Origin of the sequence: Mycobacterium sp. (assembly GCF_004298145.1) — a bacterium.
GTDB lineage: Bacteria > Actinomycetota > Actinomycetes > Mycobacteriales > Mycobacteriaceae > Mycobacterium.
In genome coordinates, this window is the sequence record NZ_SCRH01000030.1 from 21,876 (window position 1) to 36,517 (window position 14,642).

The following is a 14,642-nucleotide window of genomic DNA, read 5'->3' on the forward strand; positions in this document are numbered from 1 at the left end:
ATGACCCAGTTTGATAGGCGGTCCGATCCCTGCGGACCTACGCAGACGCCGGACGACATCGATATCGATGCGCTGCGCGAAAAGTACCTGTTCGAGCGCGATAAGCGGCTACGTGCGGAGGGCTCGAAGCAGTACCTGGAACTCAAGGGCGACTTGGCCGAATTCGCCGAGGTCGATCCCCACACGCCGGTGACACCGCGCACGCCGATCGACGAGGACGTCGACGTGGCCGTGCTCGGCGGCGGCATCGCCGGTCTGCTCGCGGGTGCGTACCTCAAGAAAGCCGGCGTCGAGGACGTGCACATCATCGAGATGGGCGGGGACTTCGGTGGCGTCTGGTACTGGAATCGCTTCCCGGGAATCCAGTGCGACAACGACGCCTACTGCTACGTCCCGATGCTGGAGGAACTCGACTACCTTCCGTCGAAGAAGTTCGCCGACGGCGCCGAGATCTACGAGCACTGCCGCGGTATCGCAAAGCATTTCGGGCTCTACGACGGTGCGATCCTGTCCACCCAGGTTCGTACGGCGCGCTGGGATGACACGATCAAGCGCTGGCGGTTACACACCAACCGGGGCGACGATATCCGTGCCCGGTTCGTGGTGATGGCACAGGGCTCGTTCAACCGGCCCAAGCTGCCGGGCATTGCCGGGCTCACGGAGTTCAAGGGACACATGTTCCACTCCGCCCGCTGGGATTACGACTACACGGGCGGGGACGCCAACGGCGGACTGCACAAGCTGCATGACAAGCGGGTTGCGCTCGTCGGCACCGGTGCAACCGGTGTGCAGTTGGTTCCGCATTTGGGCCGAGACGCCCAGCACCTCTACGTCTTTCAGCGCACGCCCTCATCGGTGGACGTGCGCGGCAACCAGCCGACCGACCCGCGGTGGGCGGCGTCGCTGGCGCCCGGCTGGCAGAAGGAGCGCAAGCGCAACTTCCACCGCTGGTCACCGTTGGGAGAGGGCGCGGTGTTCGACGAGCCCGACCTGGTCTGCGATTTCTGGACTGAACTCGGGCGCAACCTGACCGCACGGATCGCGGCCGCCGACGATCCCGCGGCACTGACCATCGAGCAGGTCATGGCGATCCGCGAAGAAGAGGACTACAAGGTGATGGAGCGGTTGCGGCGCCGCGTCGCACAGCTCGTCGACGACCCGCAGACCGCCGAGGCGCTCAAACCGTATTACCGCTTCATGTGCAAGCGGCCCTGCAGTAACGACGAATACCTGCCGGCGTTCAATCGCCCGAATGTCACCCTGGTCGATGTGTCGGAATCCAAAGGCGTGGAACGCCTCACCGAGCGGGGCATCGTTGCCAACGGCGTCGAACATGAAGTCGACTGCATCATCTTCGCCAGCGGTTTCGAGATCACCACCGATATCAGACGGCGGTACGCCATCGACGTGATCGAGGGCCGCGACGGCCTCTCGCTCTTCGATCACTGGGGCGACAGCTATAAATCGCTGCACGGTATGACCACCCGAGGCTTCCCCAACCAGTTCTTCACCGGCTTCATCCAGGGCGGCGTCACGGGCAACACCACCGCGATGCTCGAGCAACAAGCCGAACACATCGCCTACATCATCTCCGAAGCGGCGGCGCGCGGCGCGACGACGGTCGAGCCGAGCCAGGAAGCTCAAGACAACTGGGTCAAGACAATCCGCGAAACCTCGATAGACGGTGCGGAATTCGCGGTCTCCTGCACACCCGGCTACTACAACAATGAGGGCGGCGGGGGCGGCGAGGGCATCCGCTCGGCCATCGGCGACCCCTACATGCCGGGTTTCTACGTGTTCGACGACCTGCTCAGTCAGTGGCGCGCAAAAGGTGATCTCGACGGCCTGGTCCTGGCGAACGTAGATGGCTGACTTGCGATTCGACGACCGCGTTGCCGTGGTGACCGGCGCCGGCCGCGGCCTGGGGCGCGCGTACGCGCAACTGCTCGCCTCGCGCGGGGCGAAGGTGGTCGTCAACGACGCCGGCGGCAAACTCGACGGCGAAGGGGCCGACCCCGGTCCGGCCGAGCAGGTGGCCGGCGAGATCACGGCGGCCGGGGGACAGGCCGTCGCCTGCGGCGCGTCGGTCGCGACCGCCGAAGGCGGGGACGCGATCATCGCGACCGCGCTCGAGCACTACGGCGGCATCGACATCCTGGTGCACAACGCGGGCAATGTCCGTCGCGGCTCGCTGAAGGAGATGAGCTACGAGGACTTCGACGCCGTGCTCGACGTGCATTTGCGCGGCGCGTTCAACGTGGTGCGACCGGCGTTTCCGCTCATGTGCGAGGCGGGCTACGGCCGCATCGTGCTGACGTCATCGATCGGCGGTTTGTACGGAAACCACGGCGTCGCCAACTACGCGGCCGCCAAGGCCGGCGTGATCGGGTTGGCCAATGTCGCCGCGCTCGAAGGCGCCGCCGAGGGTGTGCGGTGCAATGTGATCGTGCCGGCGGCGGTGACGCGCATGGCGGAAGGCATCGACACCTCCGCCTATCCGCCGATGGGCTCGGAACTCGTTGCGCCCGTGGTGGGCTGGCTCGCACACGAATCCTGCTCGGTGACCGGTGAACTGTTCATCGCGCTGGCGGGTCGCGTGGCGCGGGCGGTCATCGCGGAGAGCCCGGGCGTGTGCCGGTCATCGTGGACGATCGAGGACGTCGGCAACCATCTGGATGCCATCCGGTACGTCGAGGCGCCCCTCATCTTTCCCGTCGTCCCGGATGGACATCACCAGCACATCCGCTACAGCTTCGATCTGGCGCAGAGGTCAAACGAACTACATGGCTCGACCGATCAAGGAGCACTCAATGGCTAGCCCGACGGGCCCGATGGCCGGTGTGCGCGTGATCGATCTGACCGCGATGGTGATGGGGCCCTACTGCACGCAGATCATGGCCGACATGGGCGCCGACGTGATCAAAGTCGAACCACCACAAGGGGATAACACCCGCTACATCTCCGTGGGTCCGGCGCCGGGCATGAGCGGGGTATTCGTCAACGTCAATCGGGGCAAGCGGTCCATCGTGCTGGACCTGCGAACCGACGCCGGAACGCGTGCGTTACGCGCTCTGGTCGAGACCGCCGACGTGTTCATCCACTCGATGCGCGCCAAGGCGATCACCAAGCTCGGCTTCGGCTACGACGACGCCGCCGCGATCAACCCCGCGATCGTCTACACCAATTGCTACGGGTACGGGCGGCGCGGACCCGACCGTGATCGGCCCGCCTACGACGATACGATCCAGGCCGAATGCGGCCTGCCGGCGGTGCAACAGCAATTGACCGGCGAGGCCGATTACGTCGGCACCATCATGGCCGACAAGATCGCCGGCCTCACGGCCCTCTACGCGACGATGATGGCGTTGTTTCACCGCGAGCGCACCGGAGAAGGGCAAGAGGTCGAGGTCGCCATGTTCGAAACCATGGCCTCGTTCATGCTCGTCGAACACGCCAACGGCGCCCTGTTCGACCCCCCGCTGGGGCCGGCCGTGTATCCGCGCACGGTGGCGCCCAACCGCCGGCCGTACCGCACCAGCGACGGCTACATCGCCGCGCTGATCTACAACGACAAGCACTGGAACGCGTTCATGAACGCCGTGCAGCCACCGTGGGCCAGCGAGCTGTATTCGACGCTGGAACAGCGCGCCAGCGAGATCGACACGGTCTACGGGCTGGTGGCCGAGACGATGAAAGAGCGTTCCACCGCGGAGTGGCTGACGCTGCTGCGCGAACTCGAGATACCGGCCGCGCCACTGAATTCGCCCGGCGCGCTGTTCGACGACCCGCATCTGAAAGCCGTCGGCATGTTCGAGACGGTGGACACCCCGCACGGGCCGGTGCGCTTCCCGGGCGTGCCCACGTGGTTCTCGCAGACACCGGGTCGTGTCGCGGGGCCGGCGCCCGAGCTCGGCGCCCACACCGAAGAAGTACTCGCCGAAATCGGCGCTCGCGAGGGAAAGGAACTTTGACCATGGCCGTGCCCGTCTACAAACGCATCCTCGACCTGTTCGAGGCCGAGGGCGTGAACACGATCTTCGGCATCCCGGATCCGAACTTCGTGCACATGTTCGCCGAGGCCGACGCCCGCGGGTGGTCGGTGGTCGCACCGCATCACGAACTGAGCGCGGGATTCATGGCCGAGGCGGCGTCGCGGATGACGGGCAAGCCCGGCCTGTGCATCGGCACGCTCGGCCCGGGCATGGCCAACATCGCCGGGGCGATCCAGTGCGCGCTGGTGGAGAACTCGCCGGTGATCTTCCTCGGCGGCCAGCGCGCCCGCATCACCGAGCGCCGGGTGAGGCGCGGACGCATCCAATTCGTCCGCCAGGAACCGCTTTTCGCGCCGTCCGTCAAGTACAGCGCGTCCATCGAGTACGCCGACCAGACCGACGAGATCATCCACGAGGCGATCCGCCGGGCCATGTCCGGCACCCCCGGCCCGGCCTACATCGAGTACCCGTCGCACGTCATCCTCGAGGAGCTCGACGTCCCGGATCCGCTGCCGCCCCATCGGTATCGCCTGGTCAACCAGGGAGCGGGCGCCCCCGAGGTCGCCGAGGCCGCGCAGCTGATTCGCGAAGCGAAAAGCCCGATCCTGTTGGTGGGCCACGGCGTGCACACGTCGCGCACCGGTCCTGCGGTGAAGGAGCTCGCCGACTTGATGGCCTGCCCGGTGATCCAGACCTCCGGGGGTACGTCGTACATCCCGGGTCTGCAGGAGCGGACATTCCCCTACCTGTTCTCCCCGGCCGCCAACGAGGCAGTCGAGGAATCCGATCTGTGCGTCGCGCTGGGAACCGAACTCGGTGAGCCCATGCACTACGGCCGGACCCAGCATTGGGCGGGCAACGATGCGAACCGCAAGTGGGTGTACGTCGAGCAGGACCCGGCCGCCGTCGGCGTCAACCGCCAGTTCGACGTGCCACTGGTGGGCGATCTGCGCGGCGTCGTGCCGCAGCTCGTCGACGCGCTCCGGGAAACGCCGCGCACCCCGTCGCCCAACCTCGAGAAGTTGGTCAAGGCCGACGCCGAGGAACTCGCGCAGCTCGCCGAGAATGCGCCGTCGGGACGCTCGCCGATTCACCCGGCGCGCTATGTCGTCGAGGCCACCAAGGCGTTCAACGAACTCGAGGACGCCATCATGGTGCGCGACGGTGGGGCGACCGTCATCTTTCAGTGGACCTATTCGCAGTCCAAGCCGCGCGACGTGATCTGGAACCAGAATTTCGGGCACCTCGGCACCGGCCTGCCGTATGCGGTCGGCGCGTCGGTCGCCGAGGGCGGCAAGCGCCCGGTGATGCTGCTGACCAGCGACTCGGCGTTCCTCTTCCACATCGCTGAGCTGGAAACGGCTGCGCGGCAGAATCTTCCGCTGGTGTGCGTGGTGGGCGTGGACCACCAGTGGGGCCTCGAGGTGGGCGTCTACAAGCGCACTTTCTCCCAGCCGTCACCGCAGCCCGGCGTGCACTGGAGCAAGGACGTCCGCCTCGACAAGGTCGCGGAGGGCTTCGGCTGCCACGGTGAGTTCGTCGAGAAGGAAGAGGAGATCGGACCGGCCATCGCCCGCGCCTACGCCAGCGGCAAAGTCGGTGTGGTGCACGTGTGCATCGACCCGAAGGCCAACTCCGAGGAAATGCCCAAGTACGACCGATTCCGCACCTGGTATGCAGAAGGCACCCAGTAAGCGCCGCGATTAAGGAAGAGTGCAAGCTATGCGCGAATACCTGAAGTTCTACATCGACGGACAGTGGGTCGACCCGGTGCGGCCCAATCCTTTCGACGTGGAAAACCCGGCGACCGAGCAGGTTTCCGGGAAGATCTCGCTGGGGTCGGCGGCCGATGTCGACGTGGCGGTCAAAGCCGCCCGGCGAGCCTTCGCCAGCTGGTCGCAGAGCAGCCGCGAACAGCGCCTGGACCTGTTGCAGGCCATCCTCGCCGAATACCAGAAGCGCGCGGGCGATCTGGCCGAGGCGGTCACCGAGGAAATCGGCGCGCCGCCCTCGCTGGCCGCGGGTCCGCAGGTCTTCCTCGGCATCGGTCACCTCACCACGGCCATCGACGTGCTCAAGAACTTCAGCTTCGAAGAGCAACACGGGGCGACGCTGATCGCCAAGGAGCCGATCGGTGTCTGCGGCCTGATCACGCCCTGGAACTGGCCGATCAACCAGGTCGCGGTCAAGGTGTACCCGGCGTTGGCGACCGGCTGCACCGTCGTCCTGAAACCGTCTGAGATCGCCCCGTATTCGCCCTACATCTTCGCCGAGATCCTGGCCGCCGCGGGCGTGCCGGCGGGCGTGTTCAACCTGGTCAATGGTGACGGGGCGGGCGTCGGTGTGGCCCTGGCGAGCCACCCCGACATCGACCTGGTGTCGTTCACCGGCTCCACCCGCGCCGGTATCGAGGTGGCCAAGAATGCCGCCCCGACGGTGAAGCGAGTGACCCAAGAGCTCGGCGGCAAGAGCCCCAACATCGTCCTCGACGACGGCGGCTTTGCCGACGGTGTTAGCGCCGGCGTGGCCAACATGATGCCCAACTCCGGGCAGAGTTGTAACGCACCGTCACGCATGCTGGTACCGAATTCACGCATGGCCGAGGCCATTACGATCGCGCGCGAGGCAGCGGAGCGAATCCAGGTGGGCAGCCCCGACGATGCGACGGCGATCGGGCCGGTGGCGTCGAAGGCGCAGTTCGACAAGGTGCAGCGCCTGATCCAGAAGGGTATCGACGAGGGCGCGACCGTGATCGCGGGAGGTCCGGGCCGCCCGGCGGGGCTGGACAAGGGGTATTACGTCAAGCCGACCGTCTTCGCGCATGTCACCAACGACATGACGATCGCGCGGGAGGAGATCTTCGGCCCGGTGCTGTGCATCCTCGGCTATGACGACATCGGCCAAGCCGTCGAGATCGCCAATGACACCGAATACGGCCTCGCCGGCTTCGTCTCGGGAGCCGACCTCGACAAGGCGCGGGAGATCGCCCGCAGGATCCGCGCGGGGTGGGTGACGATCAACCACGCCTTCGACCTGAACTCGCCGTTCGGTGGCTACAAGCGCAGCGGCAATGGCCGTGAATGGAGCGAGTTCGGTTTCCACGAGTACCTGGAGGTCAAGAGCACCCTCGGCTACGCGCCTGACCAGGCCGGCCAATAGCGCTTGCGCCCGAAATCCGAACGCACCACAGCGGAAAACCGGTTGCGTGTCCTGCACCGAATCCCGCGCGTCCGCCCTTAAGCTGGCTGCGTTCACGAGGAGGGGCAACGACGTATCGGCATCAACCATGGCGCCGGGCGGGATGGTAGTCACGGCGCGCTGACAGCGAGCACCGAGCCGGGCGGGTCTCACCCCGCACCGGCTCGTCGTACTCGGCCCCGGTGGGTCGCCCCCGTGCGCAGGGTTGGCCGGCTGGCGGTCTGGGACCGGCCGGAGCGGCGCAGCGGGATCCCGGCGCTCGACGGCCTGCGCGCGATCGCGGTCGCACTGGTGCTCATCGGGCACGGCGGCATTCCCGGTGTCAGCGGCGGATTCATCGGCGTCGACGTCTTCTTCGTTCTCAGCGGATTCCTGATCACCTCGTTGCTGCTGGACGAGCTGAGCCGCACCGGCCGCATCGAGCTCACCGGCTTCTGGATCCGGCGCGCGCGGCGGCTGCTGCCGGCGTTGGTGCTGATGGTGCTCACCGTGGCCGCGGCGCGCCAGCTGCTCCCCGAACGGTCGCTCGCCGGCCTGCGCGACGACGCCATCGCGGCGTTCGTGTGGATGGCGAACTGGCGGTTCGTCGCCCAGAAAACCGACTATTTCACCCAGGGCGCTCCGCCGTCGCCGCTGCAGCACACCTGGTCGCTCGGGGTGGAGGAGCAGTACTACTTCGTGTGGCCGCTGCTGCTGATCGTGGTCACCCTGCTACTGGCCGCACGCGCGAGGCGCCGTTTCACCCGGGCCACCATCGGCGGTGTGCGCTTCGCTATGTTCGTCATCGCCACCGTGGGGGCGTTGGTGTCCGCGGCGGTCGCCATCGTGATGGCGTCCGACGGCACCCGTGACCGGATCTATTTCGGCACCGACACCCGCGCGCAGGCGCTACTGGTCGGCGCGGCGGCCGCGGCACTGCTGGTGCGGGATTGGCCGTCGATGAACCGCGGCTGGTGCATGATCCGCACTCGGTGGGGGCGTCGCGCCGCCCGGATTCTGCCGCTGTTGGGTTTGGTGGGGTTGGCGGCGGCGACCCACTTCGCGACCGGTGCCAGCGGCGAATTTCGTCACGGCTTGCTGATCGGAGTCGCGATCGCGGCCGTGGTCGTCATCGCCCCGGTCGCGTTGGAGCAGCGCGGCGCCGTCGCACGCGTGCTCGCGTTGCCGCCGCTGGTGTGGCTCGGGACCATCTCCTACGGCGTCTACCTGTGGCACTGGCCAATCTTCTTGGCGCTCAACGGCGAACGGACAGGGTGGGCAGGGCTGCCGTTGTTCGCCGCGCGGTGTACCGCCACGGTGGTGGTCGCCGCCGCGTCGTATTGGGTGCTCGAGCAGCCCATCCGGCGCTGGCGCCCCGCTCGGGTGCCGTTACTGCCGTTGGCGGCCGCGACCGTGGCCAGCGCCGCGGCGGTGACGTTGTTGGTGGTTCCGGTGGGTACCGGCCCGGGGCTGCGTGAGGTGGGTTTGCCACCGGGCGTCTCGGCGGTCGCGGCGGTCTCGCCGTCACCACCGGGCGAAACCCGGCCGCGGGATCCCCATCGGCCATTCACCGTCTCGGTGTTCGGCGATTCGATCGGGTGGACGTGGATGCACTACCTTCCGCCGACACCGGGGTTCGCGTTCCTCGACCACACCGTCATCGGATGCAGCCTGGTGCGTGGCACGCCGTACCGCTATGTCGGCCAAACCCTCGAGCAAAGGTCCGAATGCGACGGCTGGCCGATCCGGTGGTCGTCGCAGATCAGCCAGGACCAGCCGGATGTCGCCCTGTTGATCATCGGCCGCTGGGAAACGGTGGATCGCGTCAACGAGGGCCAGTGGACCCATATCGGCGACCCGACCTTCGACGCCTACCTCAACGGCGAGCTGGAGCGGGCGCTGACCATCGCGGGTTCCACCGGTGTCCGAGTGGTGGTCGCCACCGTGCCCTACAGCCGGGGCGGTGAAAAGCCGGACGGCCGGTTGTATCCGGAGGACCAGCCGGATCGAGTCAATCTGTGGAACACCATGTTGCGCAAGACGGTTGACCACCATCGAGGCGTCACGATCCTCGACCTGAACAAGAAGCTGTGCCCCGACGGCGTCTATACCGCCAAGGTCGACGGCATCAAGGTGCGCAGCGACGGTGTGCACCTGACCCCGGAAGGGGTGAAGTGGCTGACACCGTGGCTCGAGGAGTCGCTGAGGTAGCTCTGCTGAGGTAATTCTCCTAATTGCTTGTGCGGCAGCTGATTTCCATGCTGTCGCTGTCGCGAACGTGGAAGTTGAAGCTGACATAGCCGTTGTCCGGATTGCGAACCCGGTCGAGATAGGGCTGGGTGTCGGCCGAATTGGTGTTGTCGGCCACGACCAGTACACCCGGTGAGAGCCGCGGTTCGAGCAGCTCGATCACCGATAGATACAGATCCTTCCAGCCGTCGAGCAAGACGAAGTCGACCGGCCCGTCCAACTCCGCCAGCGTGGACAGCGCGTCCCCGTCGAGGATGGTGATCACGTCACCCAGGCCGGTCTCGGCGAACGTCTGTTTGGCCGCGGCGATCTTGGTGGCGCTGAGCTCGGTGGTCACCACCCGGCCGCTCCCGTTGTCGCGCACCGCGGCGGCCAGGTGAACGGCGGAAATGCCGAATGACATCCCGAATTCGACGACGGTCGCCGGGCGGGTGGCGCGTACCAGTGAATACAGCAGGCGGCCGGCTTCGGGCGTGACCGGGATGTAGAACTCGCTCATCGCCTCGGCCCGCTCCCGGGCGGTCATCGGCTGATCGAATGTGCCACGCCGCTCGCGCAACAGCGGCATCTGGTTCTTCGACTCGGCATACATGCGGTCGAGCGTCGATGCGACCCTGGGATCCTGCAACGTTGTGGTCATGACGGCGAGCCTAGGTGTGGAGCCTGGGAGACCGGCGGCGGCGCCACGCTGGGCGTCAATGAGTTTGACGAGCCCGGGCCGCGGTGTCACTATGGACTCCGCAAGCACCTCGGTAGGTGAGGCGTCTGCATGGATACAGGCCACTGACCCCGAACGTCGAGAGACGCCCCGGGTCAGGACAGCTCTTCCCGGACCCAAGGGTTGAGCCCAAGTGGCTTCTGGACGAGGAGCGATCACAAGCGCGGCGAAGCCGCGCAGCGGGTCGCGACCATCGGTTATGTCCGGATACGCCGTGCAGTGCCGAAGCTCCGACGAGAGGGGTGCGACCGGCGGTCTTTATGCTGTCGGTCATTCCTGCCTCTTCCGTTCAGGTGAATGTGGTGACACCCGCGTGTGTCCTGGCTGTGAGGAGGTGAGGGCGAGATGAGTCCCGGCGATAGTCCGTATCCGAATTTCGTTTTGTCCCGATCCGGCTCCGGCATTCCTGCCGCCGCCTGACCTCGCTTCTGGTCCTGAGCGGCTCACATACCGCACGGATTATGTCGATGCCGATCGGGCTTCTGGCAGGAGAAGATCATGGCTTTTGTTGTTACGCACCGTTTTTCCGCTGTTTCGAAGGGGCGCGGGCGGTCCATGCTGCGCGCGGGCCGATTGCTGGCCGACAAGTTGCACCTGCGGGCCAACCTGACCCCGCAGGAGCGGGCCAACCTGTACGTCTCGCGGATGCCGATCGCGGTGGTCACAGCCTCGCTGGGCGGGCACGCGTCGCGCCGCCCCGACAACCGCTGGTGACCTGTTCCGCGTATCGCGTGCAACCGCATCTCCTCTCCGCGAGGTGAGAACCATTCGAGACAGCGAGGATCAGATGACGTCGATCCACACCCACGGGGGCCGTCGCAGCCCGGTCTTCGGCCGCACGGCCACCGCCGCGCAACGCCCGCCCGTCGACGCGCAGGGGCCAACGGTGCTGGACACCGCGCACGTCGGCGACATCGTCGGCGCGTTCGGCCGGATCCGGCGCGACGGCACCGGCGGGGCGTCCAGTGGCCGCTGGCGGCGGCTGAAGACATTGGCCGTCATCAGCGGTCCCGGCCTGATCGTCATGGTCGGCGACAACGACGCCGGCGGCGTCGCAACCTACGCACAGGCCGGCCAGGACTACGGGATGGGCCTGCTGTGGACGCTGGCGTTGATGATTCCGGTGCTGTATGTGAACCAGGAAATGGTGCTGCGGCTGGGCGCGGTCGCCCGGGTGGGTCACGCACGCTTGATATTCGAACGGTTCGGCAAATTCTGGGGCGCCTTCAGCGTCGGTGATCTGTTGATCCTGAACGCCTTGACGATCGTCACCGAATTCATCGGTGTGTCACTGGCTCTCGGTTTCTTGGGCTGCCCGAAGATCGTCGCCGTCCCGGCCGCCGCGGTGCTGCTGTTCGCCGTCGTGGCCGGGGGGTCGTTTCGCCGATGGGAGCGGTTGATGTTCCTGCTGATCGCGGTGAACGTGCTGATAATCCCGATGGTGCTGCTGGTGCGTCCGGCCCCGAAAGCGACCGCGGCCGGGCTGATCCCGCAATTCCCCGGTGGGCTGAACTCGACCGTGCTGCTGCTGGTGGTCGCGATCGTGGGAACCACGGTCGCGCCGTGGCAGCTGTTCTTCCAGCAGTCCAACGTGGTGGACAAGCGCATCACCGCGCGCTGGATCCCTTACGGGCGAGCCGATTTGGTGATCGGAATCGTCGTGGTCATGGTCGGGGCGACGGCGCTGATGGCGGTGACGGCGTTCGGATTGTCGGGTACCGCCGAGGCCGGTCACTTCACCGACGCCGGCTCGGTCGCCGCGGGGTTGTCCAGGCATCTGGGGGGCACCGTGGGGGTGCTGTTTGCGATCATCCTGCTGGACGCATCGCTGATCGGCGCGAACGCCGTCGGCCTGGCCACCACCTATGCCGTCGGTGACGCCATGGGCAAGCGGCACTCATTGCATTGGAAGGTCAACGAGGCCCCGCTGTTCTACGGCGGCTACGCGGTGCTGCTTGCGGTTTCGGCGGCGGTCTCCTTCAGCCCCGACCACGTCCTGGGCCTGGTGACCCAAGGTGTGCAGGCGCTCGCCGGCGTGCTGCTTCCGTCGGCGACCGTCTTTCTGGTGTTGCTGTGCAATGACCGCGCGGTGCTGGGGCCGTGGGTGAACACGGTGCGGCAGAACATCATTGCGTGGACCATCGTCTGGGGTCTGGTGCTGTTGTCCCTGGCATTGACGGCGACGACCTTCTTCCCCGATCTGTCCACGGCCACCATCGAGACCGGGCTCGGCGCCGGTGCCGTGGTCGGCATCGTCGGTGGTGCGGTGATGATCATCGTCGGCCGGCGGCAACGCGGCCTGGCCGACGCGGAAGCCATCGTGCGCACCCTCGGAGGCGGTCTGGACCCGGAGCAGGTCGACGAACTGGACGACGCCGCATCGCTCACGCGTGCCGAGCGGCGGGCCGTGCGCCGGCAGGATCGGGCCAGCTGGCAAACCCCCAACCTGGCGCTGCTCGACCGGCCCGCGATGTCCTCGATGCGCAGGGCGGGCTTGCTCACCCTGCGGGGCTATCTCGTGGTTGCCGTTGCCTTCGTCGTCCTCAAGATCGTGCAGGCCGGTATCGTCGGGCCGGTCGCGTCACTGTGAGTCGGTAGGCAGCAGAACGATTTTCCCGTGGGTGTGTCGTTGTTCGAGTTCGGCGAAGGCGTCGGCGACCCGGTCCAGTGGATAGGTTGCGGCGACGTCGAATTCGATGGCGCCCGAAACGATCAGGCCGGCCATCTCGGAGAGCACTTCCGGTGTCGAGGCGTCCATGCTGCCCTCGGTCTTGGCACCCACCTCGCCGGCCTTCTGAAAGGCGATGATGGTGTCGATCCGCTCGGGCGCCACGCCGAGGTCGACGGCGAGCTGGACGTAGTCCGCGCCGAACAGGTCGATGAACGCGTCGATTCCGTCCGGCGCCGCGTCGCGCAGCCGCCCGGTGAGCCCGTCACCGTAGGCGATCGGGATGACGCCGTGCGCGCGCAGCCAGTCGGCGTTCCCGGCGCCTGCGATGCCGAGTACGCGCGCCTCGCGTAGTACCAGCAGCTGGACGACCAGACTGCCCACGCCGCCGGCGGCCGCGGACACGGCGACCGTCTGACCCGGTTGGGGGGCTACCGCGCGGACGGCCGCGTACGCCGTCACACCGACCACGTAGAGCGAACCCGCTGTCTCCCAACTGAGTTGGGCGGGCTTGCGGATCAATTGGCCCACCGGAACGGCGGTGTGGGTCGCGTGGCTGGACCGGCGCAAACTGAATCCCAACACCTCGTCACCGACCGAAAACTCGGTGACTCCTGGCGCCACCGCGGTCACGACGCCGGCGAGGTCGCTGCCCTCGCCGGAGGGAAAGGTGGCGGGGAACATCTCGTGCATCGCCCCGACCCGGATGCCGGCCTCGCCGGGGTTGATCCCGGCCGCGCGAACTTCGACGACCACCTCACCCGGGCCGGCCGTGGGCATATCGATGTCCGCCACATACAACACCTCACGGCCTCCGTAGCGGTCGAACCGTACGGCGCGCGCTCCTGCAGCCGTCATCCCGATCTCCTCACCGCGCGATGATGCTCCCACCCACGCCAGCATAGGCACGCAAAGAGCTACCCACCGGCGGCCCGTTGGGCTTATGTTCGTAACAGCTGCCGGGTTTCCACCCGCAATTCGGGGGCGGCGTCGGGGGCCTAGCGCAACTGGACACGGATGACGTGTGGAAGGAACGTGCGTGAAGGTTCCTCGGACCGGCATCGCCGGCCGGGCCTTGCTGCGCTTGGCCGCGGTCATCGCGGTCGGCGCCGCGAGCGCCGGTTGCGGCAGCGCCGACAAGGCCTCGCCGCCGCCGGCGGCGACGGCGTCGAGTTCGGCCGCTCTCCCGGCCAGCTCGAGCGCGGTCACCGGGCCGCCGCCGCGGCAGCCTGCCGATTACGGCTATTTACTGATCAAGCCGAGCGACGTCGGCGGGGGTCTCACCGCGCCCCAGTCACCGATGCTCAACCCCAACAACGCGCCGGGGGTCGCGCAGCTTTTCGCCAATGCCGACAGCAGCCGCCGCCTGTGGGACACCATCGTGGTTGCCGCCGATCCGTCGGCGGCCGCAGCCGAACTGGTCGGCAGCAAACGCGATTACGCGGGCAAGGTGGTCGGTAACTGGCAACAGCTTGCCGTCGGCGCCAACGGGGCAATGGTGTCGGGCGCGTCGCCCGACAACTCCCAGGCAATGACGGTCCTGCTGTTCACCGAGGGCAAGGCGTTCGTCACCCTGGAATTCGACAGCGCACCCAACGACCCGTTCGATCCGGCCGTGGCCCTCGATATCGGGCGTAAGCAAGATGCCGCGATCAAGCGCGGGCTGCCCGGCTAGGGCAGCACGGGGCTACACCAGGCCCAGCAAGCGGAGGTCCGCGACGTACTTGTCGACAGGGCCGACGTCAGATGCGGAATGTCCTGGTCCGCACCGATTTTCGCCGTCCGCACCGCGCGGCGGAAGACATCGGTGGGGGCCGGTGAGCCCGGGACGCGCCGG

11 protein-coding genes and 1 riboswitch are annotated in these 14,642 nt (G+C 67.1%); of the genes, 9 read left to right on the forward strand and 2 right to left on the reverse strand.

Annotation, left to right across the window (positions count from 1 at the left end):
- The 6 genes from EPN51_RS10550 to EPN51_RS10575 all read left to right on the forward strand — a co-directional run bounded on the left by EPN51_RS10550 (window position 1) and on the right by EPN51_RS10575 (window position 9,380).
- Complete coding sequence (locus EPN51_RS10550; protein WP_293041717.1) at window positions 1-1,872, forward strand: NAD(P)/FAD-dependent oxidoreductase; 1,872 nt, start codon at window positions 1-3, stop codon at window positions 1,870-1,872.
- Window positions 1,865-2,818, forward strand: coding sequence for an SDR family NAD(P)-dependent oxidoreductase (locus tag EPN51_RS10555; protein ID WP_293041720.1), 954 nt, complete (start codon window positions 1,865-1,867; stop codon window positions 2,816-2,818). Before EPN51_RS10550 ends, EPN51_RS10555 begins: the two co-directional genes overlap by 8 nt.
- A 13-nt stretch (window positions 2,819-2,831) precedes the next feature.
- Entirely contained in the window at window positions 2,832-3,971 is a 1,140-nt protein-coding gene (locus EPN51_RS10560) for a CoA transferase (protein WP_293042277.1), read from the forward strand.
- 2 nt (window positions 3,972-3,973) lie between these two features.
- Window positions 3,974-5,686, forward strand: coding sequence for a thiamine pyrophosphate-binding protein (locus EPN51_RS10565; protein WP_293041723.1), 1,713 nt, complete (start codon window positions 3,974-3,976; stop codon window positions 5,684-5,686).
- Window positions 5,687-5,714: 28 nt separating this feature from the next.
- Window positions 5,715-7,151: an aldehyde dehydrogenase family protein gene (locus EPN51_RS10570; protein ID WP_293041726.1), complete on the forward strand. Its 1,437-nt coding sequence runs from the start codon at window positions 5,715-5,717 to the stop codon at window positions 7,149-7,151.
- Window positions 7,152-7,385: 234 nt separating this feature from the next.
- A complete protein-coding gene (locus EPN51_RS10575; protein WP_293041729.1) occupies window positions 7,386-9,380 on the forward strand; it encodes an acyltransferase family protein in 1,995 nt (664 codons plus the stop codon).
- 19 nt (window positions 9,381-9,399) lie between these two features.
- On the opposite strand, the gene EPN51_RS10580 is transcribed toward EPN51_RS10575, so the two are convergent.
- Complete coding sequence (locus tag EPN51_RS10580) at window positions 9,400-10,059, reverse strand: class I SAM-dependent methyltransferase (RefSeq protein WP_293041732.1); 660 nt, start codon at window positions 10,057-10,059, stop codon at window positions 9,400-9,402.
- 101 nt (window positions 10,060-10,160) lie between these two features.
- A riboswitch (M-box (ykoK) riboswitch) is annotated at window positions 10,161-10,386 on the forward strand.
- A gap of 249 nt (window positions 10,387-10,635) precedes the next feature.
- Here EPN51_RS10580 and EPN51_RS10585 point away from each other — a divergent pair.
- Both EPN51_RS10585 and EPN51_RS10590 read left to right on the forward strand, forming a co-directional pair.
- Window positions 10,636-10,851: a hypothetical protein gene (locus tag EPN51_RS10585; RefSeq protein WP_293042331.1), complete on the forward strand. Its 216-nt coding sequence runs from the start codon at window positions 10,636-10,638 to the stop codon at window positions 10,849-10,851.
- A 73-nt stretch (window positions 10,852-10,924) separates the two neighbouring features.
- Window positions 10,925-12,727 (forward strand): NRAMP family divalent metal transporter, encoded by a 1,803-nt coding sequence (locus EPN51_RS10590; protein WP_293042280.1) that lies wholly within the window; start codon window positions 10,925-10,927, stop codon window positions 12,725-12,727.
- On the opposite strand, the gene EPN51_RS10595 is transcribed toward EPN51_RS10590, so the two are convergent.
- Window positions 12,719-13,663 carry an NADP-dependent oxidoreductase gene (locus EPN51_RS10595; RefSeq protein ID WP_293041735.1) on the reverse strand — a complete coding sequence of 315 codons (945 nt, stop codon included), beginning with the start codon at window positions 13,661-13,663 and terminating at the stop codon, window positions 12,719-12,721. The genes EPN51_RS10590 and EPN51_RS10595 overlap by 9 nt on opposite strands.
- Before the next feature lie 181 nt (window positions 13,664-13,844).
- Here EPN51_RS10595 and EPN51_RS10600 point away from each other — a divergent pair, with 181 nt between their 5' ends.
- Complete coding sequence (locus tag EPN51_RS10600; protein ID WP_293041738.1) at window positions 13,845-14,480, forward strand: hypothetical protein; 636 nt, start codon at window positions 13,845-13,847, stop codon at window positions 14,478-14,480.
- The last annotated feature ends 162 nt before the right edge of the window (window positions 14,481-14,642 follow it).